The organism is Streptomyces sp. NPDC097129, assembly GCF_055668065.1.
This window is the reverse complement of the sequence record NZ_JBVOQE010000003.1, coordinates 481240-506939: the sequence shown is the minus strand read 5'-3', so window position 1 is coordinate 506939 and position 25700 is coordinate 481240. Positions and strand designations below refer to the sequence as shown.

Here is a 25700-nt window from a genome sequence, read left to right as displayed (position 1 = left end):
GCGACGAGAGGAACGAAATCTGATGCGTGGCATGTCCAGAAGAGCCCTGTTCGCCGGCTCGGCCGCGGGCGCCACGGCGGCGCTGCTGCCGGCGGTACCGGCAGCGGCGAAGCCGAAGGCCACGGCGGCGGGCTGCGCGAGCTACCGTGCCCGCTATCACCTCACCGTCCCCGGCCAGTGGAAGAACGATCCGCAGCGCCCGGTCTGGATCGACGGCGAGTACCGGTACTACTACCTGTACAACGCGGACTACACGACCGGCGCCGTCGGCACCGCCTGGCGCCTGGCCACCAGCTCCGACCTGGTCTCCTTCACCGACCGCGGCATCGCCGTCCCGAAGGACACCACCCCCAACGGCGACGTCTGGTCGGGTTCGGCGGTGGTGGACACCGACGGCACGGCCGGCTTCGGCAAGGGCGCGGTCGTCGTCCTGGTGACCATGTCGCCCGACGACGGCCCGACCTCCCAGGCGCAGTTCCTGTACGTCTCCACCGACGGCGGCCTCACCTTCCGGCCGTACGGGAACGCGCCCGTCCTGCCGAACCCGGGGGTGCGCGACTTCCGCGACCCGAAGGTGATCCGCGACGACGAGCGCGGCCGCTGGGTGATGGCCCTCGCCGAGGGCGACAAGCTCGGCTTCCACCACTCGCCCGACCTGCGCACCTGGACCCCCGCCGGCTCCTTCACGCACGACGGCATCGGTGTGCTGGAGTGCCCCGACCTGTTCCGCATCACCGCCGACGACGGCACACCGAAGTGGGTCCTGGGGGCGAGCGCCAACGGCAAGGGCGCCGGCCTGCCGAACACGTACGCCTACTGGACGGGCGCCTTCGACGGCTCGCACTTCACCCCCGACGCCTCCGAACCGCAGTGGCTCGACCACGGCTGGGACTGGTACGCCGCGGTCACCTTCGACAAGCGGGACGCACGCGGCGCCCTCGACGAGCGGGCACGCTACGCGCTGGGCTGGCTGAACAACTGGGACTACGCCCACACCACCCCCACCCTCGACTGCGACGGCTTCAACGGCACCGACTCGATCGTCCGCGAGATCCGCCTCGTGCGCGCCGCGTCGGGCGGCTACTACCTGGCCTCACGCCCGGTGGCCGCGCTGGACCAGTACGTCACGCGGACCGTGCGGGTGGGCGACGTGACGGTCGACGGCACCCGGCTCCTGGACTACCGGGGCACGTCCTACGAGGTGAGCTGCGAGATCACCTGGGACCGGCTCACCGGCGCCGGCCTGCAACTGCGCCGCTCACCCGACGGCGTCCGGCACATCGACGCCGGCGTCTACGGCGACTACGCCTTCCTCAACCGCCGCCCCACCGTGAACCCCGACGCCTCGTCCCGCTGGCAGGAGAGCCACAGCCCCTTCGACCCGGCGGCGCGCTCGGTGCGGCTGCGCATCCTGGTGGACCGCACGAGCGTGGAGATGTTCGTCGACGACGGCCGCCATGTGCACTCCTCGGAGGTCTTCCCCTACCTCCTCGACACGGGCCTGGCCCTGTTCACGATCGACGGCGAGGCGGTCTTCCGGAACGTGGTCATCCGGGAGTTCACGGTGTGAGCCGGTGTCCGGCCCGGCGGTCTCGCCCCGGCGGGAGTTCCCTGTCACGCTCTTCGAGGCAGGTGAACGCCCACGACCACCGGAGTGCGCATGACGACGGACAGCCCTGGGACGGACGGGACGACGCCGGTGGCCGGGGTGGAGGTGCGGCCGGCCGCCGGGTACATCGGCGCCGAGATCAGCGGCGTCGACCTGGCCGGGGAGCTGAGTGACGCGGTGGTCGCCGCGATGCGCGCGGCCGTGCTGCGCTGGAAGGTGGTGTTCTTCCGCGGACAGCACCTCGACCACGCCGCGCATGTCGCGTTCGCGCGCCGGTTCGGCGAGCCGGTGGTGCTGCCCCGGCGGGGCAGCGCCTCCCCGGCCGGCGTACCCGAGGTCGAGACCACCGCCGACCGGCTGGAACTGGGCGGCCGGTTCGGCATGGAGCACGACGAGTGGCTGCAGCGCCGCCGCCACACCCTGCTGCGCGGCTGGCACTGCGACCACGGCGCCCGCGTCGACCCGCCCGCGGCGACGATCCTGCGCGCCGAGGCCGTACCGCCGTACGGCGGCGACACCACCTGGTCGAACCTGGCCGCGGCGTACGACGGACTGTCCGCTCCCGTGCGGGACTTCGTGGACGGGCTGCGGGCCGAGCACCGGCTCGGCGTCGGCTACCAGCCGCGGCCCGGCGACGACGCCTACGTCCGCCACCTGCTCGACCACCAGACCGCGACCGTGCATCCGCTGGTGCGGGTCCACCCGGAGACGGGGGAGCGGATCCTCTTCGTCAACGGCTACTACGTCGAGCAGATCACCGGGCTGTCCCGCGCCGAGAGCCGAGCCGTCCTCGACATGCTCCTGGAGCAGGCCGTGCGCCCCGAGTACACCGTGCGCCTGCGCTGGGAGCCGGGCACCGTCGCCTTCTGGGACAACCGGGCCACCATCCACCTCGCGCCGAGCGACAACGCGCACCTCGGCTTCCCGCGGATCATGCACCGGGTGATGCTCGCCGGGGACGTGCCCACCGGGGTGGACGGCCGGCCGTCGCAGGCGATCACCGGGAGCGCGCCCGGCCGCTGGTAGGTCAGCCGGCGGCGGGCCGCCACCCCAGCGCCGGTCCCAGCCCGGTCGCCATGTCGGTGAGGATCTGTACGTAGTCCTCGTGCCCGAAGGTGAACGGCAGCGCGAACGCCACCTCGTCCACCTCGCGGAACGCGGGGTCGGCGTGCAGGCGTGCGGCGATCTCTTCGGACGTGCCGACCAGGTCCGGGGCGAACAGCAGCCGCCCGGGGCCCTGCGGGGACGCCGTACGCGGCAGCCGGGCGGCCGCGTACGCCTCGTACCGGGCGCGCTGCTCGGGCGTGGCGGAGTCCGTCGGCACGACGACCAGCCCCTGCGACACCCGGGCGGCCTCGCCGTCCGGATGGGCGTCCCGGAAGGCGCGGATCAGATCCCGCTGGATCCGCGCGAAGTCCCACGGACCGTCCCCCTCCCCGGCCTTGACGACGCTGCTGGTGAGCAGGTTCATGCCGTGCTCACCGGCCCACCGGGCGGAGCGCGGGCTGCCGCCGCCGTACCAGAGCCGGCCGCCGAGGCCGGGGGAGTGCGGCTGGACCCGGTCCGAGCTGTATGCGACATGCGGCTGCCGCAGCGTGGTCTCGAACCCCTCCCTCCCGCCGAACTCCGTGACCGGCTTGCCCCGCACCGCGTCCAGCAGCCGTTCCAGCCGCCCGTAGCCGAAGTCCTCGACCTCGGCGCTGTCCGGGTACAGGGCGCCCTTGACCTGGTCGTAGTGCGTCGGCGGGCCCACGCTCACGCCCGGGTTGAGGCGCCCGCCGGACAGGACGTCCACCGTCGCCAGGTCCTCCGCCAGCCGCAGCGGGTTCTCCCAGCCCAGCGGGATCACCGCGGTGCCCAGCTCGATCCGCCGGGTGCGCTGCGAGGCCGCCGCCAGCACCGCCACCGGGGACGAGACGCCGTACTGGAGGTGCCGGTGCCGCACCCAGGCACTGTCGAACCCGAGCCGTTCACCGAGCTCGATCAGTTCCAGCGTCGAGGCGTGACCCGGGCCGGGATCGGCCTCGTCGAACAGGCCGATGGTCAGGAAGCCGAGCTTGCGCAGGGGGCGTGCGGCGGGCGGCACGGGCACCTCCGTCATCCGGGCACCTGCGTGCCGTCCACGATCTCGCGACGATCCTACGATCCGGACATTGCGACGATATGAACGGTTTCGCGGGGCCGGACACCAGCCCGGGTCAGTCCAGCGGATCCAGTGTCAGATACGCCTGCTGCGGGGCGCCGTCGTGCACCAGGGACTCGTGGTGCCCCACGTCGTCGAAGGCGAACGCGTACGCCGTTCCGTCGGCCATGCGGTCGTGGATGATCCTGGCGTAGTGGTTGGTCACCGCGTCCTGGTAGAAACCGGCGGCGGAGGTGTCCGGCTGACTGGGGTTGGTCAGCAGCGTGGTGCGGTTGAAACCGGCGCACAGCGTGCGCGAGATCGGGCCGCGCACCGCGTCGTTGGGGGCGTCGAGCAGTTTGTGGCAGCCGAAGACGCTGTCCGCGTCCGGCTTGCTGAACGACGTGACGACCGCGCCCGTGCCGTCGGTGAAGTTCATGACGCCGCCGGCGACCCGTCCGTAGAACTTCCTGGCCGGCTGGTCGGCGAACGGGGACACGGTCAGCGTGGAGCCGGCGTACTTCTGCCACACCCGGTTGATGTAGTCGTCCATGACGGACGCCGGCAGCGCCCCGCTCTCCAGCCCGTGCCCCGGGGACAGCGCCCGCAGCACCGTGCCGTCGGACCGGGTCTGGATCAGTCGGCCCCAGCCGCCCGCCTGGCCCCGCAGCGCGTCGAACACCGCGCGGTACCCTCCCGCCTTGAGGTGCCCGGTGCTCACCGTGCTGCCGTCCGGCCGCTGCACCCCGACGGTGTACGGCGCGGAGAACATGTCCACCTGGGTGCTGTTGAGCCACAGACCGCCGTCGTCGAGCGTGTACTCGGACCAGTTGAAGAGGATGTCCCGGTTGGGGTCGCTCGGGTTCTGCACGGCCGGCTGCACCAGCCCGCCGGTCGCCAGCCGGAAGTCCAGCTTGCGGCCGTAGGAGAAGTAGATCCGGCCGGACAGCTTCGGGATGCGGATCGTCTTCGACTGCCCGGCGGCCGGCCCGGGGATCGACGCGTCCGGCGCGGGCACGGGCGGATTGCCGCCGCCCGGCCAGGGGTGGAAGGAGCCGTTCGCGTCGGCCCACCCCTGCTGACCGGTCGTCAGCAGGGTGCCCAGCGTGTAGACGTACACCGGCTCGGAACGGCCGGAGTTGTTCGTCAGCTTCAGCGGGATGGTGTCCGGTACCGCGGCGTGCGCCGTCGACGGCGCCTGTACGGCGACGACGCCACCGATCAGGGCTGCCGTCGCCGCCGCGGCGAGGACCCGGTGCTTCAGGCGTGCGAGCACGCTGCACCTCCGTGCGGTGTGGGGGGAGGCCGGACCGGGATTGGTCCGGACCGTTCTGAGAGCGCTCTCAGATTTCCCCTGAGACGCGCTCATGTCAATAATCCGCACAGTAGAAGGACGCCCGCGCCGAGGCCGTCCCGCCCGCCTCAGCCCTCGCCGAAGGTGCGCCCCAGAAGGTCCAGCAGCGCGACCCAGTGCCGCTCCGCGGCCTCCTCCTGATACGAGGCGGTGTCGGCCTGCGTGTACCCGTGCGGCGCGCCCGGGTAGACCTCGCAGCGGTGCCGGACGCCCGCCGCGGTGAGCGCGTCCTCCAGCCGCCGCATCTGCTCGGGGTCCATGGACGGGTCCTGGTCGGCGTGGCCGAAGTACAGCTCCGCCCTCACCCGGTCCGCCACCAGGTGGGGGCTGTCCGGGGCGTCCGTGGCGAGCTGCCCGCCGTGGAAGCCGGCCGCCGCGGCGACCCGGCCCGGACAGGCGCCGGCCGTGCGCAGCGCCAGCCGGGCGCCCATGCAGTAACCGGTGACCGCCACCGGCCCGTCCGCCACGTACGGGGAGCCGGCCAGCCACTCCAGATAGGCGCCGGCGTCCCGCACCGCGCGGTCGGGCGTCAGCGACCGCATGATCGGACGCAGCTTCTGCCACATCTCCGGACGTGCGGCCGGGTCGATGAACTCGGGCAGCTCCACGACCGGCGCCCGCCCGTGCCGGTAGAAGACGTTGGGCACCAGCACGGCGTACCCGGCGCCCGCGAGCCGGTCGGCCATGGACCGCAGATGCGGCCGCAGCCCGAAGGCGTCCTGGTAGAGCAGGACACCCGGCCGGGGCCGCCCGTCGGCGGGGCGGGCCAGGTAGGCGTCGGCGCTGCCGTCGGGGGTCGGGATCTCGACGTCTGTTCCCTGAACGGAGGTCATGGTGCGGCACCTCATCACGCTCGGCGGTCCGGATCACCACATCGTTGCACAGACCACGGATCGCCCTTCCGGGCCCCGCCCCCCTCACTCGAAGCGGGTCACGTCCCCGGCGCCGCGCCGCACGATCTCGGCCTCGCCGCCCAAGAAGTCGACGACCGTCGTCGGCTCGGTCCCGCAGTCGCCGGAGTCGAGCACGGCGTCGAGGACATGGTCGAGGCGGTCCTTGATCTCCCACCCCTGCGTCATCGGCTCGTCCTCGCCGGGCAACAGCAGTGTGCTGGACACCAGCGGCTCTCCCAGCTCGGCGACCAGGGCCTGGGTGACCGTGTGGTCGGGAATGCGCACGCCGACGGTCTTCTTCTTGGGGTGCTGCAGCATGCGCGGCACCTCCCTGGTCGCCGGGAGGATGAACGTGTAACTGCCGGGCGTCGAGGCCTTGATCGCCCGGAACACGTCATTGTCCACCCGCACGAACTGGCCGAGCTGCGCGAAGTCCTGGCACACCAGGGTGAAGTGGTGCCGGTCGTCCAGCTGCCGGATGGAACGGATCCGCTCCATGCCGTCACGGCTGCCGAGCCGGCAGCCCAGGGCGTAACACGAGTCCGTCGGATACGCGATGAGCGCGTCGTCCCGGATACTCGCGGCGACCTGCGCGATGGTGCGCGGCTGGGGATTGTCGGGGTGCACGTCGAAGTACTTCGCCATCCACCGAGCTTATGCCCCCACCGCCCCGCACGCGGCCGCCCCCCACCGCGGCGGGGCACGTGGCCCGGCGTGCGGCTGGCCGGCGAGCACGACTGCCCGCAGCCCTGCCGGTTGAAGACACGCGCCACGGCGTTGCTGCACCCGCGCGCGGCGGGAAGGGGACGGGGTGGGGGGTGTCCGCCCGCAGCGTCCGGCACCGGCACAGGGCGCCGTCGTCGGGAACGGGCGGCCGGACCGAGGACGGACACCCCCCACCCCGGCCCCGACTCATAACCGCCGGTAGGCGCGACGCACGCCACGACGCGACAGCAACGGGCCGCCGCAGGCATTTCAGGGGCGCGGGGAACGGCGCGACCAGCCCCCACCCACCCGCACCCGAAACACGACCCAGCACCGCAGGCACCAGGCACCAGGCACCCTCACCCGTGAGGCAAAATCACCGCCCGCCCCCGCACCCGCCCCTCATGCAACCGCTCATAGGCCACCGGCGCGTCATCCAGCGAGAACGTCTCCGTACGCACCGACACCACCCCGTCCCGAGCCAGCGCCAGCACCTCGATCAGCTCACTCCTCGTCCCCCAGTACGGCGCACACACCGACACCTCGAATGGCAGGCTGCCGAACCCCACCGGCAGCGCCCCGCCCCCGATCCCGACGATCGTGACGTCGCCCTCGACGGCCGCGACCGCCCCCGCCGTCCGCACCGTCGGCTCCGCGCCCACGAAGTCGAACACGGCCTCCGCCCCCACCCCGCCGGTGAGTTCCCGCACGGCGTCCGCGGCCCGCGCATCCGACAGCACCGCCTCGTGCGCGCCGACCTGCCGGGCGAGCCACAGCTTGTCCTCGCTCACGTCGAGCGCGACGACCCGAGCGGGCGACAGCGCCCGCAGCAGCTGGATCGCCACATGCCCCAGCCCGCCCGCACCGATCACGACCGCTGTCGACCCGGCCACCAGCTTCGGCAGCGACCGCTTGATCGCGTGATACGGCGTCAGCCCCGCGTCGGTCAGCGGCACCGCCGCAACCGGGTCCAGCCCGTCCAGCGGTACCAGGTGCCGCGGATCGTCGACCAGCAGATACTCCGCCATCGCGCCCGGCGCGCCCAGCCCCGGCGGATGGATGCCGAGCTCCGCGGCGCGCAGGCAGTAGTTCTCCTTGCCCTCGGCGCACTTGGCGCACGTCCCGCACCCCCAGGGCCCGTAGACGGCGACCGCGTCGCCCTCCTGCACCCCGGTCACGCCCGCCCCGAGCGCGGCGACGGTGCCGACGCCCTCATGGCCGAGGGTGAGGGGCAGCCGGTACGGGAAGCCCTCGGCGGCCCAGCTCATCACCGCGATGTCGGAATGGCAGACACCCGCGGCGGTGACCTTCAACAGCACCTGCCCGGGCCCGGGTTCGGGATCGGGGACGGTGACGACCTCCGGCGGCCGGCCGATCGTGCGGTACTGCAGTGCCTTCATGATGCGGCTCCTCTCAAGCCTGAAACAGCTCGGCTCAGACGGCGGTGTAGGCCCCGTCGACCAGGTGATAGCCGCCGTGCACGAAGGACGCGCGGTCCGACAGCAGGAAGACGATCAGCTCGGCCACCTCCTCCGCCCGCCCGAGGCGACCGGCCGGATGCAGACCCACCAGCCCGTCGTAGGCGGCGCGGTCCATGTCCGCGAGCAGCGGGGTCTCGATGAAGCCGGGGCCGACGGCGTTGACGCGGACTCCCTTGGCCGCGTACTCGGCGGCCACCGTCCTGGTCAGCCCCACCACCCCGTGCTTCGCGGCGACGTAAGCGGGCGAACCCGCGAAGCCGACCGAGCCGAGGATGGAGGCGACGTTCACGATCGCACCGCCCGTGCCGCCCGCCTCGATCGCGGGCAGCTCGTAGCGCAGCGAGTAGAAGACGCCGTCCAGGTTGGTGCGCACGACCCGGTCGTAGGCGGCGATGTCGTACGACCCGGTCGGCGGGCTCGGGCCGCCGATGCCGGCGTTGTTCACCGCGAGGTCCAGGCCGCCGAAGGTGTCGACGGTGAACCGCACCGCCGCCTCCACGGACTGCGGACGGGTGACGTCCAGCTCGACGGCGACGGCCTTGACGCCCTCCGCCGACAGTTCCGCGGCGGCCCGCCCGGCGCCGTCGGCGTTGTGGTCGGCGATGACGACGTTCGCTCCGCCGGCGCCCAGACGCCGCGCGGTGGCCAGTCCGATACCGGAGGCCGCGCCGGTGATCAGAGCGCTCTTTCCGGCGAACTCGGTGCCGTAGTCGGGGACGGTGGAGCCGGCAGGGGTGGTGCTCATGGTGTTCTCACTCTTCGGTAGTGCCGGACGGGACCGCGACCGCGGCCTCGTCGATGAGGGCGTCGTAGGCCCGCTCCACCAGGGCGGCGAGGTCTGCGGCTCCCGGGTCGCGACCGGCCGTGCCGCGCGCCCACAGGCGCAGCGCGGCCGTGAGGACGCCGGCGGCGGCGTCGACCACGACGGCCGGGCGCACGTCCCGGACGTCGTCGGTCCCGAGCCGCTCGGCGACGATGCGGGTCGACTCCTCCTGGGCGTCGACCCGGATGCGCTGATAGGCGGCGAACAGTGCCGGCTCGTGGTCCAGCAGCGCCAGCAGGCGCCGCATCTGCGGGCGCAGGTGCCACGCCGGGTTGTCGCGGTCGGCCAGCCAGTCGCGCACCGCACGCCGGTAGGCGAGCAGCGCGGGCTCGTCGGCGGGCCGCGCGCTGAGCAGGGCGTTGATCCGGGCGCCGTCACCGCGGACGAAGTCGAGGGCGGCGTCCTCCTTGCCGACGAAGTGGCGGCTGAAGGTGCGCCGGGTCACGTCGGCGCGCTCGGCGATCGCCTCGACCGTGGTGGCGGCCAGACCGCGCTCCAGGATCAGCTCCAGCGCGGCCGCGGCGAGCGCCTCACGGGTCTGCCGCGCCTTGCGCCGGCGTCGGTCCTCGGGGAGCGGGGGCTGCGTTGCCGTCATGCGTCCACCGTAGGCCCTGTCGTGTCCCATTGCGACATCTGTCCCGGCGAGACATAGGTCTCGTGGGGACATCGAGGCGGCGAGTGCGGCGTGTGGCGGCGACGCGTACGGGTACCCGCCCCCCGTCGTACTGACGGCAGCCGCATTGACGGCAATCGCCGAATCGGACGGAGGGTGCCCGCATGACCAGCAACACGGAGACCGGCGGCGTCACCGGCACGCAGGACAAGGACTACAACCTGATCTGGTACGTCGAGGCGTGCCTGAGCAACGCGCTCCGGCTGGAGAGCTACATCCAGGACGCCGAGCGTGAGAAGGACTCCGAGGCCGCCGACCTGTTCCGCAAGGCCCAGGCGGACAGCCGCAAGGGCGCCGAGCTGGGCAAGGAACTGCTGCGCGCGCGGCTGAGCGGCAGCTGACCTCCGCAGACGAGGCTGGGCCCGTATCCGGAGAAGGGTGCGGGCCTCTTCTGAACCCCTCACGGGAGCGCTCCCACCGACGGCGCCGCGGAGGTCTGCGCGCGCACGACGCTGGCGACGCTGTTCGCCGCCTGCTGCCCACCTTCCTCGGCGCGCTGCACGAGCGGGGCGTACCGGCTGGCATGGTCAGCGCCAACACCGCCGCGGGAGGCTACGACCGCCTCGGCTTTCCCCCGATCCCGGTGCCGGATGCCGGGCCGCAGACCTGTCTGGGCCGCAGCACTCTCGTCGAGTGACGGTTCCGGCGGATGTGGTCGAAAGCACGCCGTCGGCGGGGACCGGAGCACCGGGGGCAGGGGCTACCGTTTTGTGCGGTTCCCCTTCCCCCAGCGGCTTCGGACGGCTCCGCAGTGCACGCAGACCTCTCCCCGCTCATCGCGGCGACCTCCCACTGGCTGACCAGCGCCTACCCGGCGTGCGGCGGCGCGCTCTCCTCCGCCCTGTGCGAGGTCCAGGCCCGGCAGGCCGTGACGGTCGCCGCCTGGCTGCGCTACCCGACGGTGATGGACGCCGCCCTGGTCGGCATGGCCGGACCGGGTGGGTCCGGCCGGCTCGACTGGATCACCGGCGCGGACGGTGCCGCGGCGGTGGACGGCGACGAGGACGCCTGGCGGAGCTGGGTCGACGAGGTCGTGGCCAGCTGGGCGGCCTGCCTGCTCGTGGACGGGGAGCTGGCCGCGCTGGCGGTCGCCGCGCTCCTGGAGGGCGACCACGCGACCGGCCTGCCGGTGGAGTTCCGCCGCCTGGTCACCCCCGACGACGGCGACCGCCGTGCGGCGGCCCTGCTGCGCCACCCGGACCTCCTCGCCCCCGTGGCCGGACTGCACCACGCCCCCCTCCTGGACCTGCTCCGCCCGGGACAGGCCCTCATCGCCTGAGCCGACGACAAGGCGGCCCTCCGGCGACGACGACCTGTAGTCGCCGACGGCGGGAAGGGGACGGGGTGGGGGGTGTCCGCCCGCAGCGTCCGGCACCGGGCAACAGCGAGCGCGTCGGAAACGGGCGGCCGGACCGAGGACGGACACCCCCCACCCCGGCCCCGACCCATCACGAACCGTTGGCGCGACAGGCACCCCCACCGGACAGCAACGGGCCGCCGCAGGCACAAAAGGGGCGCGAGGAACTGCGCGACCAGCCACAACGCACCCGCAGCCGACACACGACCCGGCGCCGCAGGCACCCGCACCCGCAGCCGACACACGACCCGGCGCCGCAGGCACCCGCACCCGCAGCCGACACACGACCCGGCGCCGCAGGCATCCGCACCCGCAGACGACACACGACCCGGCGCCGCAGGCATCCGCACCCGCAGACGACACACGACCCGGCGCCGCAGGCATCCGCACCCGCAGACGAAACACGACCCAGCGCCGCAGGCACCCGGCACCGTCACGCCGCCGTGCTCAGGGACTCCCGGCCCGTCAGGTCACCCTCCTGGGGGCGCAATCGCACCGGCGTGGTGGCGCGGCGGTCGCGCAGGAGCAGGCCCGTGCCGATCGTGCCGGCGATGACGAGACCGCCGGTGACCAGGGCGCCGCGCGCCCCCGCCCACTCCATCAGCAGGCCGAGCGCCGGCGGGCCGCCGAGGCCCCACACCGTGCCGATGCTGCCCCACACGCCCAGCACCCTCCCGCGCAGATGGGCCGGAGGATCCGTCTGGAGGACGGCCGTGCCCGCGGTGTCGGAGACGGACTCCACGACGGCCATCGGCAGCACCATCACCAGCAGCACCGCCAGGGACGGCGACAGTCCGGCGACCACCTGCAGCAGCCCGCCCGCGGCGGCCAGCATGCCCACCAGCCGCACCGAAGGCCGGCGCAGCCGCGCGCCGAGGACCGCGCCGAGCATGCCGCCGACGGCGAGCACGGTGGAGACGGTGCCGAAGGAGCCCGCGCCGCCCGCGAGGGGGCCGGTGACGAGGACGGCGAGCGTCAGCTGGTAGTTGCGGCCGAAGACCGCGCTGATGCCGGTGATCCCCGCCAGCGCCAGCAGCCGGGGCCGGCGGGCGAAGAAGGCGAGCCCCTGGCGCACGGTCATGTCCGGGCCGCGCTCGCGCCGGGGCGCCGTGGCCAGGCGCGCGCCACCCTCGCCGCGACCGGGCGCTCCGGGCGCGGGCCGCAGGAAGGGGATCACGGCGGCGACGAAGAGGAACGACAGCCCGTTCCCGGCGTACGCGGCGGCCGTGCCGAGGAAGCCGACGGTGACGCCCGCCAGTGCCGCGCCGGTGAGCCGGCCGGCGTTGTGCACGAGGGCGCCCACGCCGATGGCGGAGGGGAGGTCCTCCACGGGCACGAGGTCGTTGCCGAGCAGGGCGCACGCCGGTCCGTCGACCGTGGCGACGATGCCCGTGACCGCCGCGAGGATCATCAGCGAGGTGAGGTCCAGCCGGTCCAGCGCCACGAGCAGTGCCGTGACGAAGGCGACGGCGCCGAGCAGCGCCTGGCTGACGGTCGCCGTCAGCTTCCGGGGCCAGCGGTCCACGGCGGCGCCGCCGAGCAGGCTCATGAACAGCGCGGGCGCGGCCTGCACGGACATCGACAGGCCGGTGGCGGCGGCGGACCCGGTGATCTGCAGGACCAGCAGGTTCTGCACGGTGAGCTGCATCCACGTACCGGCGTTGGAGACGAAGTTCGCCAGCGACCACCAGCGCATGCCGCGGTGGCGCAGGGCCCGCCAGGGCGAGCGGGAGGCGCGGGACGCGCGGGCACGAGGCGCGGCCGCGGTGGGGGTGGGAGTGGGGGCAGGACCGGGCAGGGGGGAATCAGGAGAGGAAGACACAGTGCGGCACTCGAAGACGAGTCGGGGCGCCGGTGGGGCGCGTCGGCGGTCACAGGGAACGCCGGCTGCGCTGCACGGTCGTTCGAATGCCGGATAACGGCGCGGACCATCGTGACAGAAGGGGGTGGCGAGCGCTGGCCACCACCCGCCCGGAGACCGTCCCGGAGTCCTCAAAGGGCTTGACATCCAAGGGACTTGAGGCGTGAGTGTGCTTGCTCACAGAGATCGACGGGCCGGTCCGGGGGCCGTCACCCGCGTGGCGGCCGTCACCCGGTGAAGCATTCCGAGACCCCAGCAGCCCCCTGCGCACCAGACGTCAGAGCATGAAAGCGACTCGGAGGGGCACCCGGGAGCGGCCCCTGAGCACGGGAGCACGCACCACCGGGGAAGGAGTGGCCTTCTCATGACGTCGGCACCCACGCTCGGCACCCCGCCCCCGTGGCGCCGGGTCCTGGTCACAGGCGGGGCCGGGTTCCTCGGCTCGCACCTGGTGACGCGCCTGCTGGATTCAGGGGTCGAAGTCGACTGCCTCGACGATCTGTCCACGGGACGGCCCGAGAACGTCGCCCCCGTGGCCGACCGCCCCGGTTTCCGCTTCCTCGAGCTGGACGTGGCCGACCCCGGTTGCCCCGACGTACTGACCGGCCCCTACGACCTCGTCCTGCACCTCGCCGGGCCCGCCTCGCCCGCCGACTGCCGCCGCCGCCCGCTGCAGACGCTGGACACGGGCAGCCTCGGCACCCGCCAGGCGCTCGCCGTGGCCGACCGGGACGCGGCCCGCTTCCTGCTCGCCTCCGCCTGCGAGGCCTGTGATCTCACCGGCGGCGCCCCCGGGGCCCCGTCCACCGGCGACGGTCACGCCTACGCCGACCCCGTCGACCCGTGCAGCGCCTACGCCGAGACCATGCGCTTCTCCGAGGCCCTGGTGGCCGCCCACGCCGGTGCCCGCGGCAGCAACGCCGGCATCGTGCGGGTCTTCGACACCTACGGCCCCCGCATGCGTCCCGACGACGACCGACCGGTCTCCCGGCTGCTCGCCCGGGCCGAGCGCGGCGAGCCCGTCACCGTGCCCGACGGCAGCCGGACCGTGTCGCTGTGCTACGTCGACGACACCGTGGACGGTCTGCTGCGCGTGGCCGCCGGCCGTTCGGTACGGCCCGTCGACATCGGCGGCGAGGAGCGGGTGCCGCTCGCGGAGCTGGCCCGCCGGGTGATCGAGCTGACCGGATCCCGCGCGCCGCTGGAGTTCACGGCCGACGCGGACGCGGCACCCGAGCCGCACCGGCCCGACACCGGCTTCGCCCGCGAACTCTTCGGCTGGCTGCCCAGGGTCTCCTGGCAGGACGGCCTGGAGCGCACGCTGGCCGCCGCCCGGCCCGAGCGCACCCCCGTGATCGTGGGCACCGCGGGCGGCGGGTGGCTGTCGTGACGGCGCTCGTCGTACGGCTGGACGGATTCGACGGCGTCCTGCTCGCCGGGCCGGCCGTCCGCGCGGTGGCCGCCCGCAGCGGTGACGTCACGATGCTGTGCACCCGCGCCGGCGCACCGGCGGCCCGGCTGCTGCCGCGCGTGGCCGACGTCGTCGTGTGGGAACCGGCCGGCCCGGAGGGCGCGGAAAGCCGCGGTGAGGAGCTGCTGCGGCGGCTGCGGGCGACGGCGTACGACACCGCGGTGGTGCTCACCCCGTGCGGGCACAGTCCGCTGCCCGTCGCCCGGCTGCTGCGTTCGGTGCGCCGGGCGGCCCGGATCGGCGCCGACGGTTTTGAGCCCGCCGGCGTCCTCGACGTGTGCCACCGGCGTGAGCCCGGCCGGCACGAGACCGAGGCGGCCCTCGACACGGCCGCCGCCATGGGCTTTCGGCCCCGGCCGGGCGACGACGGCCGGCTGCGGGTGCTGCCCGCGCCGGACACCGCTCAGCTCACCGGCGGCAACGGGCCGTACGTCGTACTGCACCCCGGGGCGGCGGCGCAGTCAGCGGAGTGGGGCGCCGAACGCTGTGCGCGAACCGCCGCGCTGCTCGCGGACGCCGGGCACCGGGTCGCCGTGACCGGCAGGGCGCAGGAAGCCGCCGTCATCCGGCGGGTCGCCGGCGGTACCGCCGTCGACCTGGGCGGACGGACCTCGCCGCGCACGCTGGTCGGGGTGCTGCGCCACGCCGACTGCGTCCTCGCCGGGGACGCGGACAGCGCGCACCTGGCGTCGGCGGTCGGTACGCCCGTCGTCTCGCTGCCCTCGAAGGCGGCCCCGGTGGGGGACCGGGCGCCGTACAAGGTGCCCGCGGTCGTCTTCGGCGACGACGCCTGCGCCGGGGCGGACCGGGAGGCGACGCCGGGGCACATGGTCGAGGCCGTGGGACGGCTGCTGACCTGAGGGCCGCGCGCGAGCCGCTCTCATCAGGGCACGCGCGGGCCGTCACACCGGTGCGCCCCCCACGCGGAAGGGCCCGCCGTCCCCGAAGCGGCGGGCCCTTTCCTGTCGGACTTCGACGTCAGGCGTGCTTGCCGCGGCCGGACAGGGCGTCGCGGATGCGGTCCACCAGGCCCGCGCCGGGCGCCAGCATTTTGTTGGCCGGCGGCTTGTCCGGCGCCATGGGGTGCGGACGGGTCGGAGCCGTCTTCTTCGCCTGGCGCACCTTGTCGCCGAGCTGGTCCAGCGCCTCCGGGGGACACGCGGCGCGCAGCTGGGGGAAGAGGTTGCCCTCCTCGTCGGCCACGTGCGAGCGGATCTCGGTCATGAGCATGCCGATGAGCCGGTCGAACTCGGGGTCGGTCGCGTCGCAGCCCTCCAGGTCCTTCATGATCTGCTCGGCCTTGGCGTGGTCCTCGAGTTCCTTGTCGGCGATGGCGCCACCACCGGGCACGTGCTCGCGCACGGCCGGGTAGAGGTAGGCCTCCTCCGCCACCGAGTGCCGCACCAGTTCCATCGTCACCTGGTCGGCATGGAGCTTGCGGTCCTTGCTGCCGGGCGGCAGCGCCTCGATCCGGCCGAACAGCTCCTCGACTTCACGGTGATCCGTCATCAGCTCGTCGATGACGTTTCCTCCATGGCCAGCCATGTTCTTTCACCTCCGGGCAGGGGGCAGCGGTCCGGGGCCGGATCCGCCGTGCGCCACGAGTGCCCCGGCAGCCCCGGCGGCTAACGCCCCGCAAGGCGCCGTTGATCCATCCGGGCAGTGGCGCCGTCCATTTGGACACAGCGGCGTGCGGGCAGGGGGCGGTGCGGGACATTCCGTCGAGTGCGCCGGCGCCTCCCCACCCGGAGAATGACCGCCGCACGCCCCACGTCCCGCCCTGGGCGCGATGAGCGCCCGCTCGGAAAGGTAGGCCGATGCCGCACAGCGCAGCAGCCCGCAGCCCCCTCGCCGGAGTTCTCGTGGCCGACTTCGGACGCGTCCTGGCCGCCCCGTACGCCACGATGCTGCTGGCCGACCTCGGCGCCGACGTGATCAAGGTGGAGCATCCGGACACCGGTGACGACACCCGTGCCTGGGGGCCGCCGCACGCCCAGGGCGAAGCCACGTACTACCTGTCCGTCAACCGCAACAAGCGCTCCGTCGGCCTCGACCTGCGCGACGAGCGCGACCGGGCACGCGCACGGGAGCTGGTGCGCCGCGCCGACGTCCTGTTCGAGAACTTCCGCCCCGGCACGATGTACAAGTACGGTCTCGGGCCCGGACCGGCGCTGGAGCTCAATCCGGGCCTGGTGTACTGCTCGGTGACCGGTTTCGGCGACGGACCGGGTGCGGCCCTGCCGGGGTACGACCTGCTCGTGCAGGCGGTCGGCGGGCTGATGAGCGTCACCGGAGCGGAGCCCGGGCAGCCGGTGAAGACGGGCGTGGCCGTCGTCGACGTCCTGACCGGGCTGCACGCGGCCGTCGGGGTGCTGTCCGCCCTGCGTCACCGGGACGCGACCGGCGAAGGGCAGCACGTCCAGGTCAACCTGTTGTCCTGTCTGCTGTCGAGCCTGGTCAACCAGGCGGGCGGCTACACCCTCGCGGGCAGCGTGCCGGGCATCCTCGGCAACCGCCATCCCTCGATCGCGCCGTACGAGGTGTTCCGGGCGAAGGACCGGCCGCTGGTCGTCGCGGTCGGCAACGACCGTCAGTTCGCGGCCCTGTGCCGGGGCCTGGACGCGCAGCACCTGGCCGACGATCCGCGTTTCGCGACCAACGCCGACCGGGTGGCCCATGTCGGCGAACTCGCCGAGCTGGTGGGGGCGCCGCTGGCCGAGCGCACCGCGGCCGAGTGGTTCGAGCGGCTGACACCGCTCGGCGTGCCGTGCGGGCCGGTCAACGACGTGGCCCAGGCGTTCGACCTGGCCGACACGCTGGGCCTGCGTCCCCGCGCCACGGTCGGCGGACCCGACGGAACCCCGATGGACCTGGTCGCCAACCCGATCGGCCTCTCCCGCACCCCGCCCCGCTACGACCGCCGCCCGCCGCGGCTCGGCGAACACACGGACGACATCCGCGCGTGGCTGGACACCTGACAGCCGGCCCGCGGCCGCGGATCACGCGGACCCGACCCGGCCGGAGCGTCAGGGCCCGGCCCGTCCCGTCCCGCTCCGAGCGTTGCGGCGCGGGCCTGCCCCGGCTGGAGCGTTGCGGCGCGGGTTCGTCCCCGCCGGAGCGTCAGGGCCCGGCCCGGCCCGGCCCGTCCCGCTCCGAGCGTTGCGGCACGGCCCCGTCCCGGCCCGAGCGTCACGCCACGGCTCCATCCCTGCCCGAGCGTCAAGGCGCGGCCCCGTCTCCGTCCGGCCGCCAGAGCTGCCCGGTCAGCCCCACCGGGTTGCCGGCCGGGATCAGACGGCTGTCGATGACCCGCCGGGCCAGTGGCTCCAGCAGCTCCGCGAGGCGCAGGGCCGCGTCCTCGCCGAGGGCCCGCCACGGCTGCTGCGCGGCCGCGTCGGTGCGCGCCTCCACCGCCTCGCGCAGCGCCGCGCCCTCGGCGGTGAGGGCGCCCGCGGAATCCAGCAGGCCGCGGGCGCGCAGTTCCTCCTCCGTGGCCTGCCAGGCGGCGAGGTCCCACTTGCGGCCCTCCCTCAGCAGGGCCGCGTCCGACTCGCCGGCCGCGGCCTTCAGGACCATCGCCGCCACCGGGCCGAGCCCGCTGCCGACCAGCGCGGCGACATGACCGTCGCCGCGGTGCTCGCGCAGTGTGGTCAGCGCCTGCCACAGACGTACGTGCGGCAGCCGGGGCGCGGGCAGGGCCTGGTTGGCGGCGCCGAGCACCCGGCCGGCCGTGTCCGCGGCGGCCGCCGCGCTCCAGGCCAGCTCCGCCGCCTCGGCGGTCTGCGGTGAGGACACCGTGTCCGCGCCGAGCACCCGGGTCATCGCCGCGTCCATGGCCGCCTCCCGCGCCGCGAGCACCGCCTCGGGCGTGGTGTACCGCCACGCGTCCGGCAGCGCCCGTGCCACCCGGTCGGGGTGGAAGACGTAGAAACTGCTGGTCACGACGGGTGCCGTCACCATGCCGAGCGGGGCGGCGCGCAGCGCGAAGTAGCCCATCCAGAAGCCGCGCAGACCGAGGCGGCCGGCGGCCTGCCGGGCCTCGGGGGCGAAGTAGACAAGGTCGTGCACCGGTTCGTACCGCTCCCACAGCACCCGCGCCAGTCCGTCGCTCATGCCGTCCTCCCGCTCTCGGCTCTCCTCCGCCGGCGCCGCCGGTGCCGGACGCCGTCACCGACAGCAGCATCCGTCATGACGGCTGACATAGCATGCGTCATGACGGCCGTCATAACAAGCACCCGCGTCGCGGGGTCGTCGTCGGCACTCTGTCGAGCGGGCCGTACGATCCGTACACTCCCAAAGCGCCGACATGCGGGCGTAGTTGACGGGGGGAGCCGCCATGTCCGGGTATCCGTACGGTCCGAGCGGGCCGCAGGCCGTGCCGCCGCTGCCGCCCAGACCCCCCAGCCCGCCCGCCCCTCCGCCCGAGCCTGCGGACGGTCTGCGGGCCGCCGCCGTGGCCCTGCTCAACCTCAGCGGCCTCGGGCTCGGTTACGCGCTGCTGCGCCGATGGCTCGCCATGGCCGCCTGCTGGGTGGCCACCGCCGTGCTGCTCCTGGTGGCGCTGCCCGCCGACGCGGACGGCGTGCCGGGCGCCGCCGTCGGCCTCTACGCCGCGTTCGTGGTGGCAGCCGCCGTCCACGGCGCCCTCGCCGGGCTGCGCACCCCGCTCGCCCGGCCGCCGCGCGCCCCCGTCGCCCTGCTGCTCGGGGTGGTGCTGCTCGCCGTACCGGCCGGGGGAGCGGTGCTGTACGACCGCGCCCGTGACGAGGCCGTGGAGCGGATGCTGCTGGACCGGCTGGCGGAGGCCGACCGGCTGGTGCGGGCCGGGGGCGCCCAGTCCTTCACCGCCGCCGAGCCGGGCTACCGCCAGGCCCTGACCGCCTACCGCGCCCTCGGAGCCGACCACCCCGGCTCGCGCGCCGCCCGCCAGGTGCCCGAGCGGCTGCGCGCCTATTACGCGACGATCGGCGCACCGTACGACCGCCAGGACTACTGCGGGGCGATCGCGCCGCTGACGTACCTGCGCACGGTGCCGCGGACGGTGCCCGCGCGGAGCCTGGGCACGCTGGTCACCTGGCCCGACGGCCGGCTGGCCACGTCGCTGTACGAGTGCGGGGCGACCGCCCTCGCGGGCGGCGACGCCACCTGGGCGGACCGGTTCGGCGATCTGCTGAGCGCCTTCACCGGCTCCCCGCAGGCCGCCCGTGTCGAACCCGCGGTGCGGGCCGCCGTGGGCCGGGCCGAGCAGGACGTGCGCGGCACCGACCCGTGCGCCGCCGTCGAGCGGCTGCGCGGCCTCGGCGCCCGGATCACCGACCTGTCCGGCCGGAGCGCGGGCGCGCGCGAGGCGCTGGCGCGGGACGCCGGGCGCGCCTCGGGCAGCGCGGAGGCGGGCGCGTACCCCTGCGGCGTCGACCAGTACAAGGACGGTGACTTCGCGGCGGCGCAGAAGACCATGGAGGACTTCGCCGACCGGCGCCGCGCCGACCGCAACCGCGCCCTCGCCCAGAAGATCGCGATCGCCGCGGAAGTCGCCCAGACGCTGCCCGCGGCCGGCAAGCGCCTGCCCACCACCGCCGACGGCGGCAGCATCACGGTGACCGTCAAGAACGACAGCCGCGACGACGTCCGGGTGCTGTACACCGGCCCGGTGACCGGCTCCTTCACCCTGAAGGGCTGCGGCAGTTGCACCGCGTACTCCTGGGGTGCCACCCTCAACCCGGCCTTCAAGCCCTGCGCCGACAGCGGCAAGGGCTATCCGCAGCGCACCCTCCGACTGCCGCCCGGCACCACCTGGTTCGTGCACAAGCCGGTCGGCGGGACCACCACCGCGGGCTCGGACACGGCCCAGCTGTCCCCCGGCTACGTCTACACGGAGTGCGCCTACACGGCGCAGGGCCCCGGAAGCACCACCTTCTGAGCCGTGGTGGGCGGTCCCCAACTAGCTCTGCGCAGCCGTAATTAGACGCTGAGTCAAATTACTGAACCGTAACCTACCTGCCAGTACCGGCGGTAACCCCCGGCCGGATAGCGTCCGGGCAACCCACCACCAGCGGCGGCGCGGGGGCGGTTCGTGGGGCGACGGACGCCCGTGCGCCGTCGCCTCCGGATGCCCGGGACGCGCGGTGCCCGGCACGCCGGAGGCTTCCTGCCGGCCGCTTCACAGGAGGTTCCCCATGCCCGTGTCCAGACGGCTCCTGGCCGTGGCGGTCACCACCGCCGCCTGCCTCGGCGCCCAGGCCCTCGCCGCCACGGCCGCCCGGGCGGCCGACCCGGTCGTCTCCCGGGGTGTCACCATCCCCGCCTTCTACACCCCGCCCGCCACCCTGCCCCACGCCGACGGCGCCCTGGTGCGCAGCGAACCGCTCCCGCTGGCGCTGAGCCTGCCGAGCCTGCACGGGCCGCTGCCCGGGAAGGCGACGCGGCTGATGTACAAGTCGACCGACGCGAACGGGCAGCCCATGGCCGTCACCGGCGCCTACATCGAGCCGACGGCCGCCTGGAAGGGCGACGGCCCCCGCCCGCTCGTCGTGGTCGCGCCCGGCACGATGGGCCAGGGCGACCAGTGCGCCGCCTCCCTCGGCCTGGAGCACCCTCTGCGGTTCAACGGCCGCACGGTCTCCGTCGGCTACGAGGACGTCTCCGTCTACCGCCTGCTCGCCTCCGGCACCGCCGTCGTCGTCACCGACTACGCCGGTCTCGGCGCCACCGACCGCCTGCACACCTACGTCAACCGGGTGGACGAGGCCCACGCCGTGCTGGACGCCGCGCGCGCCGCCCGCTCGGTGGCCGGCGCGTCGGTCACCGCGGGCTCCCGCGTCGGCCTGTTCGGCTACAGCCAGGGCGGCGGGGCCACCGCCGCGGCCGCCGAACTGCAGCCCGCCTACGCCCCCGACGTGCACCTCGCCGGAACCTACGCCGGTGCCCCGCCCGCCGACCTGACGGAGGTCACCAAGGGCATCGACGGCACCGAGCTGACCGGCGCGCTCGGCTGGTCCCTCAACGGGTTCCTGCAGTCCGACCCGTCCCTGAAGCCCCTCGCCGAGGCGCACCTGAACGCCGCGGGCCGGGCGGCGCTCGCCGACCTGTCCACCATGTGCGTCGGCGACACCATCTTCCGCTACGGCTACCAGCGCAGCACCCGCTGGACCACCGACGGCTCCTCGCTCGGCGACATCATCGCCGCCACGCCGAGGCTCCAGGCGTTCCTGGACACCCAGCGGATCGGCAAGCTGAAGCCGGCCGGTCCGGTGCGGGTGGCGACCGGCGTCAACGACAACCTGGTGCCGCACGCCCAGGCCCGCCGGCTCGCCGTCGACTGGTGCGCCCTGGGCGCCGACGTGACGTACCGGCCGGTGCGCCTGCCGAACCTGGTCAGCCCGCTGATCAACCACTTCGGACCACTGCTGGCCGACCAGGGAGACGCGGTGTCGTGGCTGACGGACCGGCTCGCGGGCCGGCCGGCCCCGAGCACCTGCTCCAGCCTTCCGGACCAGCGCTGAAAAGTGCCGGAGGGGATGCGCGGCGGCCTCGGGCGGGTGATCCTTGACCCATGTCCGCGCAGCGTCCCGTGATCGTGCACCCGCCGTCCCCGACGGGCGGACGGCGGGTGCGGGTCGACGGCGAGATCCTCGGACTCGCGCACAGCCGGGCGGACGTCGTGGAGTTCCTGCGCCGGGCGGGCCTGGAGATCGAGGCGGAGGATCTGGCCGACTCCCCGCTGATCGACTGGCGCGGCGTGGGCCCCGACGACTGGGGCACCGACCACCCGTGAGCCCGGCCCGGCAGGCATGCCGGGCCGGGCTCTTTCCTCGGACGCGGACCGGAAGGCAGGCCCCGGACCTCCTTCCGGTCCGCGTACCTCTTTCCGCGGGCGCGCGGTCGGGCGCCCCGCGTGCGCTCACGCCGGCCTGCGCCGGCCCAGCCGTGCCGTCAGATGCGCTCGCACGTCCGCCGGGAGGACGCCCGTCCGGCCCCAGGCGACGACCAGTTCGGCCACCCGGCGCAGCTTGATGTTCGTGCACATCGACGTCTCGCGCAGCGCGTCCCACGCCTCGGCCGGCGCCACGCGGCCGACCGCCACGACGACACCGATCGCCTGGTCGATCACGGCATGGGAGGTCACGGCCTGCCGCAGCTGGGCGACCGTCTCCTGCAGCTCACGGATGTGCTCGGCTGTGTTCTCCGGCTCCCGGAGCGCACCGGGGAGCCGCTCGGCGTGGACGTCCACGTGACCTCCGCGGCAAGTCGGGAAGGGTGTCTGCGGCCCAGTGTCAAGCGCCTGCCCCGGAAGGACGCAGGGTAAGCGCGGCGGTGGGACGGGATCGAGCGCCGCACCCCCGGGCGGTGGGCCCGCCTCCTCCACCGTCACATCACCGGCCGCACTCGGCAACAGCGGCGCACCGCGCTGGCGGAAGCCGGGATGTTTTCACAACTCTTTGCCGATGGCCGATTCCTGACGACCGAGCGCCGACGCTGAGCCGCCGGCGGCTTTCGCGAACGTAAAGCGCGGCTGAAAACCCCAGGTCGACCGAACTCTGCGCGGGGCGGCCGCGTTGACCGGACCCCGGGCGATGACGCACGGTCGTCAGGTAGATGGCTCATACAACTGGTTCGCCGGGGCAACCTCGCCGATCGCGCACCGCGGGTCGGCGTCGTGCTCACGGCGCACCGGAAGCAGGAGGCGGGACATGTGCGGCATCACCGGCTGGGTCTCTTTCGACCGTGACCTCGGCGCCGAGCGCACCTCACTGGAGGCAATGACCGAGACGATGGCCTGCCGCGGCCCGGACGACGCCGGCATCTGGGCCCAGGGCCCGGCCGCGCTGGGCCACCGCAGGCTCGCGATCATCGACCTGCCCGGCGGCCGCCAGCCGATGACCGCCGACACCCCCGAGGGCACCGTCGCCCTGGTCTACTCCGGCGAGACCTACAACTTCACCGAGCTGCGCCGCGAACTCACCGGCCGCGGCCACCGGTTCACCACCGGCTCCGACACCGAGGTCGTCCTGCGCGGCTACCTGGAATGGGGCGAGGCCCTCGCCGAACGCCTCAACGGCATGTACGCCTTCGCCGTCTGGGACGCCCGGAACGACAAGCTCGTGATGGTCCGCGACCGCATGGGCATCAAGCCCTTCTACTACCACCCGACCCCCGACGGCGTCCTGTTCGGCTCCGAGCCCAAGGCGATCCTCGCCAACCCCCTCGCCCCGGCCCGGGTGCGCCTGGACGGACTGCGCGAGCTCTTCACCATGATCAAGACGCCCGGGCACGCCGTCTGGGACGGCATGCGCGAGGTCGAGCCGGGCACCGTCGTCACCCTCGACCGCACCGGACTGCGCACCCGCGCCTACTGGCGCCTCGACACGCGGCCGCACACCGACGACCGCGACACCACCATCGCCACCGTGCGCACCCTCCTGGACGACATCGTGCGCCGCCAGCTGGTCGCCGACGTCCCCCGCTGCACCCTGCTCTCCGGCGGCCTCGACTCCTCCGCCATGACCGCGCTCGCCGCCCGGCAGCTCGCGGAGCACGGCGAGCAGGTGCGCAGCTTCGCCGTCGACTTCGTCGGCCAGAGCGACCACTTCATCGCCGACGAACTGCGCGGCACCCCCGACACCCCCTTCGTGCACGACGTGGCCCGCACCGCGCACACCGAGCACCAGGACATCGTGCTCGACGCGCAGGCGCTCGCCGACCCCGAGGTGCGGGCCAAGGTGATCCGCGCCCGCGACCTGCCCGCGGGCTTCGGCGACATGGACGCCTCCCTGTACCTGCTGTTCCGGGCCATCCGCGAGCGCTCCACCGTCGCCCTGTCCGGCGAGTCCGCCGACGAGGTCTTCGGCGGCTATCTGCAGTTCTTCGACGAGGAGGCGCGCCGCGCCGACAACTTCCCCTGGCTGGTGAGCATGGGCCGCCACTTCGGCGAGGACACCGAGGTGCTGCGCCCCGACCTGCTGGACTCCCTCGACCTGTCCGGATACGTCGCCGACGGCTACCGCACGGCCGTCGCCGGCATCGAACGCCTCACCGGCGAGAGCGACTTCGAGTACCGGATGCGGCAGATCTGCCACCTGCACCTGACCCGGTTCGTCCGCATCCTGCTCGACCGCAAGGACCGCGCCAGCATGGCCGTCGGCCTGGAGGTCCGCGTGCCCTTCTGCGACCACCGGCTCGTCGAGTACGTCTACAACACGCCGTGGGCGCTGAAGTCCTTCGACGGCCGCGAGAAGAGCCTGCTGCGGGAGGCCACCGCCGACGTGCTGCCGAAGTCCGTCTACGACCGGGTCAAGAGCCCGTACCCCTCCACGCAGGACCCGAAGTACGCGGCCGCCCTCCAGGAGCACGTCAAGGATCTGCTCAGCCGTCCCTCCCACCGGGTGTTCGACCTCGTCGACCGCGACCGCGTGCGCCGGATGGCCGAGCGCGACGAACCGGTGAGCACGCAGGCCGGGCGGCGCGGCCTGGAACGCACCCTCGACCTGGCGATGTGGATCGACCTGTACGCGCCCGAGATCGTGCTGAGCTGACAGCCGGTCAGTTCAGCCAGAACCCGGTCCGCCGCAGCCACAGGTCGAGCAGGGGACGATCGCCCTGGACGGCGAGGCGGTCGTGGACGGGCCGGCCGTGGACGAGCAGCAGCAAGTCGGTGAGCGGGCCGCGCACGGTCACCGCCGCCGGCCTGCCGCCGTGCTCCCAGCGGGGCCCGCCCAGGCCGAGGGAGACGAACCAGCCCGGCCCGGGGTCGTCGCTCGGCGTGAAGCACAGGCTGCGCCCCTCGCCGAGCAGCGGTTCGGCGCCGTCGCCGCCCTCGTACGCCTCGGGCAGCAGACCGAAGCCCATCCACACGTCGAGCCCGTGCCGGGCGACGGCCGGGTCCAGGGCGTAGCCCGCGCCGACGGTCCAGGCGGCGTCGGCGCGGTGCACGACGGTCTCGAACAGCGCGTGCCGCGCCCAGAACGTCACCGGCTGATCCGGCATCGCGGTCCACACGCGTACCTCCTCACCGGCGTCCGTGAACGCCTCCACCAGCTTCCGCGCCCCGTCGGCCAGCCGGCCGCCGAGGACCTCGGGGCCGGAGCCGTCGTCGTGGAAGACGTCGTCGACCAGGTCGTGCGGCACCTCCTCAGTGGCCCGGGTCCGCACGACCGTCTCCACCCACCGGTGCACCCCGCCCACGTGCCGCACCAGCCGACCGAGGTTCCAGGCGGGGCAGGTCGGGACGCGGGCGGCGAGATCGGCGCCCACGAGGAGTGCCCGCAACCGGTCGGTCTGGCCGAGGATCTGCGAGCGGTACCCCTCGAGGTTCCAGTGCGTCATCCGCTCACCCTAGGACGGGGCACGAGGCG

At 74.0% G+C, this 25700-nt stretch carries 23 protein-coding genes; 11 read left to right on the top strand and 12 right to left on the bottom strand.

The genetic code is table 11. From position 1 onward, the window contains the following. Positions 1–22: 22 nt before the first annotated feature. Together AC0B9F_RS13005 and AC0B9F_RS13000 are read left to right on the top strand one after the other, a co-directional pair. The gene (locus tag AC0B9F_RS13005) at positions 23–1570 is read left to right on the top strand and encodes a glycoside hydrolase family 32 protein (protein WP_472001800.1); all 1548 of its coding nucleotides are present in this window, start codon (positions 23–25) and stop codon (positions 1568–1570) included. A 90-nt stretch (positions 1571–1660) separates the two neighbouring features. After that, positions 1661–2635: a TauD/TfdA dioxygenase family protein gene (locus AC0B9F_RS13000; protein WP_472001798.1), complete on the top strand. Its 975-nt coding sequence runs from the start codon at positions 1661–1663 to the stop codon at positions 2633–2635. A gap of 1 nt (position 2636) precedes the next feature. Here the strand turns inward: AC0B9F_RS13000 and AC0B9F_RS12995 are convergent, their stop codons facing one another. The 7 genes from AC0B9F_RS12995 to AC0B9F_RS12965 all read right to left on the bottom strand — a co-directional run bounded on the left by AC0B9F_RS12995 (position 2637) and on the right by AC0B9F_RS12965 (position 9582). Further along, entirely contained in the window at positions 2637–3695 is a 1059-nt protein-coding gene (locus tag AC0B9F_RS12995; RefSeq protein WP_472002143.1) for an LLM class flavin-dependent oxidoreductase, read from the bottom strand. Positions 3696–3807: 112 nt separating this feature from the next. Then, a complete protein-coding gene (locus tag AC0B9F_RS12990; RefSeq protein WP_472001796.1) occupies positions 3808–5007 on the bottom strand; it encodes a glycoside hydrolase family 64 protein in 1200 nt (399 codons plus the stop codon). 146 nt (positions 5008–5153) lie between these two features. After that, positions 5154–5918, bottom strand: coding sequence for a dienelactone hydrolase family protein (locus AC0B9F_RS12985; protein WP_472001794.1), 765 nt, complete (start codon positions 5916–5918; stop codon positions 5154–5156). 84 nt (positions 5919–6002) lie between these two features. Then, complete coding sequence (locus AC0B9F_RS12980; protein ID WP_472001792.1) at positions 6003–6623, bottom strand: L-threonylcarbamoyladenylate synthase; 621 nt, start codon at positions 6621–6623, stop codon at positions 6003–6005. 419 nt (positions 6624–7042) lie between these two features. Then, positions 7043–8083, bottom strand: a complete 1041-nt coding sequence (locus AC0B9F_RS12975; RefSeq protein WP_472001790.1) for an NAD(P)-dependent alcohol dehydrogenase — start codon at positions 8081–8083, stop codon at positions 7043–7045. Positions 8084–8117: 34 nt separating this feature from the next. Beyond that, a complete protein-coding gene (locus AC0B9F_RS12970; RefSeq protein ID WP_472001788.1) occupies positions 8118–8909 on the bottom strand; it encodes an SDR family NAD(P)-dependent oxidoreductase in 792 nt (263 codons plus the stop codon). A gap of 7 nt (positions 8910–8916) precedes the next feature. Beyond that, the gene (locus tag AC0B9F_RS12965; protein WP_472001786.1) at positions 8917–9582 is read right to left on the bottom strand and encodes a TetR/AcrR family transcriptional regulator; all 666 of its coding nucleotides are present in this window, start codon (positions 9580–9582) and stop codon (positions 8917–8919) included. A 182-nt stretch (positions 9583–9764) separates the two neighbouring features. On the opposite strand from AC0B9F_RS12965, the gene AC0B9F_RS12960 reads away from it, so the two are divergent. Together AC0B9F_RS12960 and AC0B9F_RS12955 are read left to right on the top strand one after the other, a co-directional pair. Then, a complete protein-coding gene (locus AC0B9F_RS12960; protein ID WP_472001784.1) occupies positions 9765–10001 on the top strand; it encodes a hypothetical protein in 237 nt (78 codons plus the stop codon). 410 nt (positions 10002–10411) lie between these two features. After that, complete coding sequence (locus AC0B9F_RS12955) at positions 10412–10939, top strand: hypothetical protein (RefSeq protein WP_472001782.1); 528 nt, start codon at positions 10412–10414, stop codon at positions 10937–10939. A gap of 511 nt (positions 10940–11450) precedes the next feature. Here the strand turns inward: AC0B9F_RS12955 and AC0B9F_RS12950 are convergent. Beyond that, positions 11451–12839: an MFS transporter gene (locus AC0B9F_RS12950; protein ID WP_472001780.1), complete on the bottom strand. Its 1389-nt coding sequence runs from the start codon at positions 12837–12839 to the stop codon at positions 11451–11453. 403 nt (positions 12840–13242) lie between these two features. On the opposite strand from AC0B9F_RS12950, the gene AC0B9F_RS12945 reads away from it, so the two are divergent. Both AC0B9F_RS12945 and AC0B9F_RS12940 read left to right on the top strand, forming a co-directional pair. Continuing rightward, positions 13243–14268 (top strand): NAD-dependent epimerase/dehydratase family protein, encoded by a 1026-nt coding sequence (locus tag AC0B9F_RS12945; RefSeq protein WP_472001778.1) that lies wholly within the window; start codon positions 13243–13245, stop codon positions 14266–14268. Beyond that, complete coding sequence (locus AC0B9F_RS12940) at positions 14265–15209, top strand: glycosyltransferase family 9 protein (protein WP_472001776.1); 945 nt, start codon at positions 14265–14267, stop codon at positions 15207–15209. The genes AC0B9F_RS12945 and AC0B9F_RS12940 overlap by 4 nt, the downstream gene beginning before the upstream one ends. 118 nt (positions 15210–15327) lie before the next feature. Here the strand turns inward: AC0B9F_RS12940 and AC0B9F_RS12935 are convergent, their stop codons facing one another. Then, on the bottom strand, positions 15328–15894 hold the full coding sequence (locus AC0B9F_RS12935) for a hemerythrin domain-containing protein (RefSeq protein ID WP_472001774.1): 567 nt from the start codon (positions 15892–15894) through the stop codon (positions 15328–15330). Between the two features lie 272 nt (positions 15895–16166). Between AC0B9F_RS12935 and AC0B9F_RS12930 the strand changes: the two genes are divergently transcribed. Continuing rightward, positions 16167–17327: a CaiB/BaiF CoA transferase family protein gene (locus AC0B9F_RS12930; protein ID WP_472001772.1), complete on the top strand. Its 1161-nt coding sequence runs from the start codon at positions 16167–16169 to the stop codon at positions 17325–17327. A gap of 241 nt (positions 17328–17568) precedes the next feature. On the opposite strand, the gene AC0B9F_RS12925 is transcribed toward AC0B9F_RS12930, so the two are convergent. Beyond that, positions 17569–18462 carry an SCO6745 family protein gene (locus AC0B9F_RS12925; RefSeq protein WP_472001771.1) on the bottom strand — a complete coding sequence of 298 codons (894 nt, stop codon included), beginning with the start codon at positions 18460–18462 and terminating at the stop codon, positions 17569–17571. Between the two features lie 223 nt (positions 18463–18685). Between AC0B9F_RS12925 and AC0B9F_RS12920 the strand changes: the two genes are divergently transcribed. From AC0B9F_RS12920 to AC0B9F_RS12910, 3 genes are all read left to right on the top strand, one after another. After that, entirely contained in the window at positions 18686–20269 is a 1584-nt protein-coding gene (locus tag AC0B9F_RS12920) for a hypothetical protein (protein WP_472001769.1), read from the top strand. A gap of 256 nt (positions 20270–20525) precedes the next feature. Further along, the gene (locus AC0B9F_RS12915; protein ID WP_472001767.1) at positions 20526–21851 is read left to right on the top strand and encodes a lipase family protein; all 1326 of its coding nucleotides are present in this window, start codon (positions 20526–20528) and stop codon (positions 21849–21851) included. 50 nt (positions 21852–21901) lie between these two features. Further along, complete coding sequence (locus AC0B9F_RS12910) at positions 21902–22123, top strand: hypothetical protein (RefSeq protein ID WP_472001765.1); 222 nt, start codon at positions 21902–21904, stop codon at positions 22121–22123. A gap of 126 nt (positions 22124–22249) precedes the next feature. On the opposite strand, the gene AC0B9F_RS12905 is transcribed toward AC0B9F_RS12910, so the two are convergent. After that, positions 22250–22579 (bottom strand): ANTAR domain-containing protein, encoded by a 330-nt coding sequence (locus AC0B9F_RS12905; protein WP_472001763.1) that lies wholly within the window; start codon positions 22577–22579, stop codon positions 22250–22252. A 460-nt stretch (positions 22580–23039) separates the two neighbouring features. On the opposite strand from AC0B9F_RS12905, the gene asnB reads away from it, so the two are divergent. After that, positions 23040–24881 carry an asparagine synthase (glutamine-hydrolyzing) gene (asnB, locus tag AC0B9F_RS12900; protein ID WP_472001761.1) on the top strand — a complete coding sequence of 614 codons (1842 nt, stop codon included), beginning with the start codon at positions 23040–23042 and terminating at the stop codon, positions 24879–24881. 7 nt (positions 24882–24888) lie between these two features. Here the strand turns inward: asnB and AC0B9F_RS12895 are convergent, their stop codons facing one another. After that, entirely contained in the window at positions 24889–25671 is a 783-nt protein-coding gene (locus AC0B9F_RS12895) for a maleylpyruvate isomerase family mycothiol-dependent enzyme (RefSeq protein ID WP_472001759.1), read from the bottom strand. Between the last annotated feature and the right edge of the window lie 29 nt (positions 25672–25700).

Bases quoted from the DNA above. Each gene is read 5' to 3' on its own strand.
- AC0B9F_RS13005 (WP_472001800.1), top strand. From the start codon at position 23: ATGCGTGGCATGTCCAGAAGAGCCCTGTTCGCCGGCTCGGCCGCGGGC.
- AC0B9F_RS13000 (WP_472001798.1), top strand. From the start codon at position 1,661: ATGACGACGGACAGCCCTGGGACGGACGGGACGACGCCGGTGGCCGGG.
- AC0B9F_RS12985 (WP_472001794.1), bottom strand. From the start codon at position 5,918: ATGACCTCCGTTCAGGGAACAGACGTCGAGATCCCGACCCCCGACGGC.
- AC0B9F_RS12980 (WP_472001792.1), bottom strand. From the start codon at position 6,623: ATGGCGAAGTACTTCGACGTGCACCCCGACAATCCCCAGCCGCGCACC.
- AC0B9F_RS12975 (WP_472001790.1), bottom strand. From the start codon at position 8,083: ATGAAGGCACTGCAGTACCGCACGATCGGCCGGCCGCCGGAGGTCGTC.
- AC0B9F_RS12970 (WP_472001788.1), bottom strand. From the start codon at position 8,909: ATGAGCACCACCCCTGCCGGCTCCACCGTCCCCGACTACGGCACCGAG.
- AC0B9F_RS12965 (WP_472001786.1), bottom strand. From the start codon at position 9,582: ATGACGGCAACGCAGCCCCCGCTCCCCGAGGACCGACGCCGGCGCAAG.
- AC0B9F_RS12960 (WP_472001784.1), top strand. From the start codon at position 9,765: ATGACCAGCAACACGGAGACCGGCGGCGTCACCGGCACGCAGGACAAG.
- AC0B9F_RS12945 (WP_472001778.1), top strand. From the start codon at position 13,243: ATGACGTCGGCACCCACGCTCGGCACCCCGCCCCCGTGGCGCCGGGTC.
- AC0B9F_RS12935 (WP_472001774.1), bottom strand. From the start codon at position 15,894: ATGGCTGGCCATGGAGGAAACGTCATCGACGAGCTGATGACGGATCAC.
- AC0B9F_RS12930 (WP_472001772.1), top strand. From the start codon at position 16,167: ATGCCGCACAGCGCAGCAGCCCGCAGCCCCCTCGCCGGAGTTCTCGTG.
- AC0B9F_RS12925 (WP_472001771.1), bottom strand. From the start codon at position 18,462: ATGAGCGACGGACTGGCGCGGGTGCTGTGGGAGCGGTACGAACCGGTG.
- AC0B9F_RS12920 (WP_472001769.1), top strand. From the start codon at position 18,686: ATGTCCGGGTATCCGTACGGTCCGAGCGGGCCGCAGGCCGTGCCGCCG.
- AC0B9F_RS12915 (WP_472001767.1), top strand. From the start codon at position 20,526: ATGCCCGTGTCCAGACGGCTCCTGGCCGTGGCGGTCACCACCGCCGCC.
- AC0B9F_RS12910 (WP_472001765.1), top strand. From the start codon at position 21,902: ATGTCCGCGCAGCGTCCCGTGATCGTGCACCCGCCGTCCCCGACGGGC.
- asnB (WP_472001761.1), top strand. From the start codon at position 23,040: ATGTGCGGCATCACCGGCTGGGTCTCTTTCGACCGTGACCTCGGCGCC.
- AC0B9F_RS12895 (WP_472001759.1), bottom strand. From the start codon at position 25,671: ATGACGCACTGGAACCTCGAGGGGTACCGCTCGCAGATCCTCGGCCAG.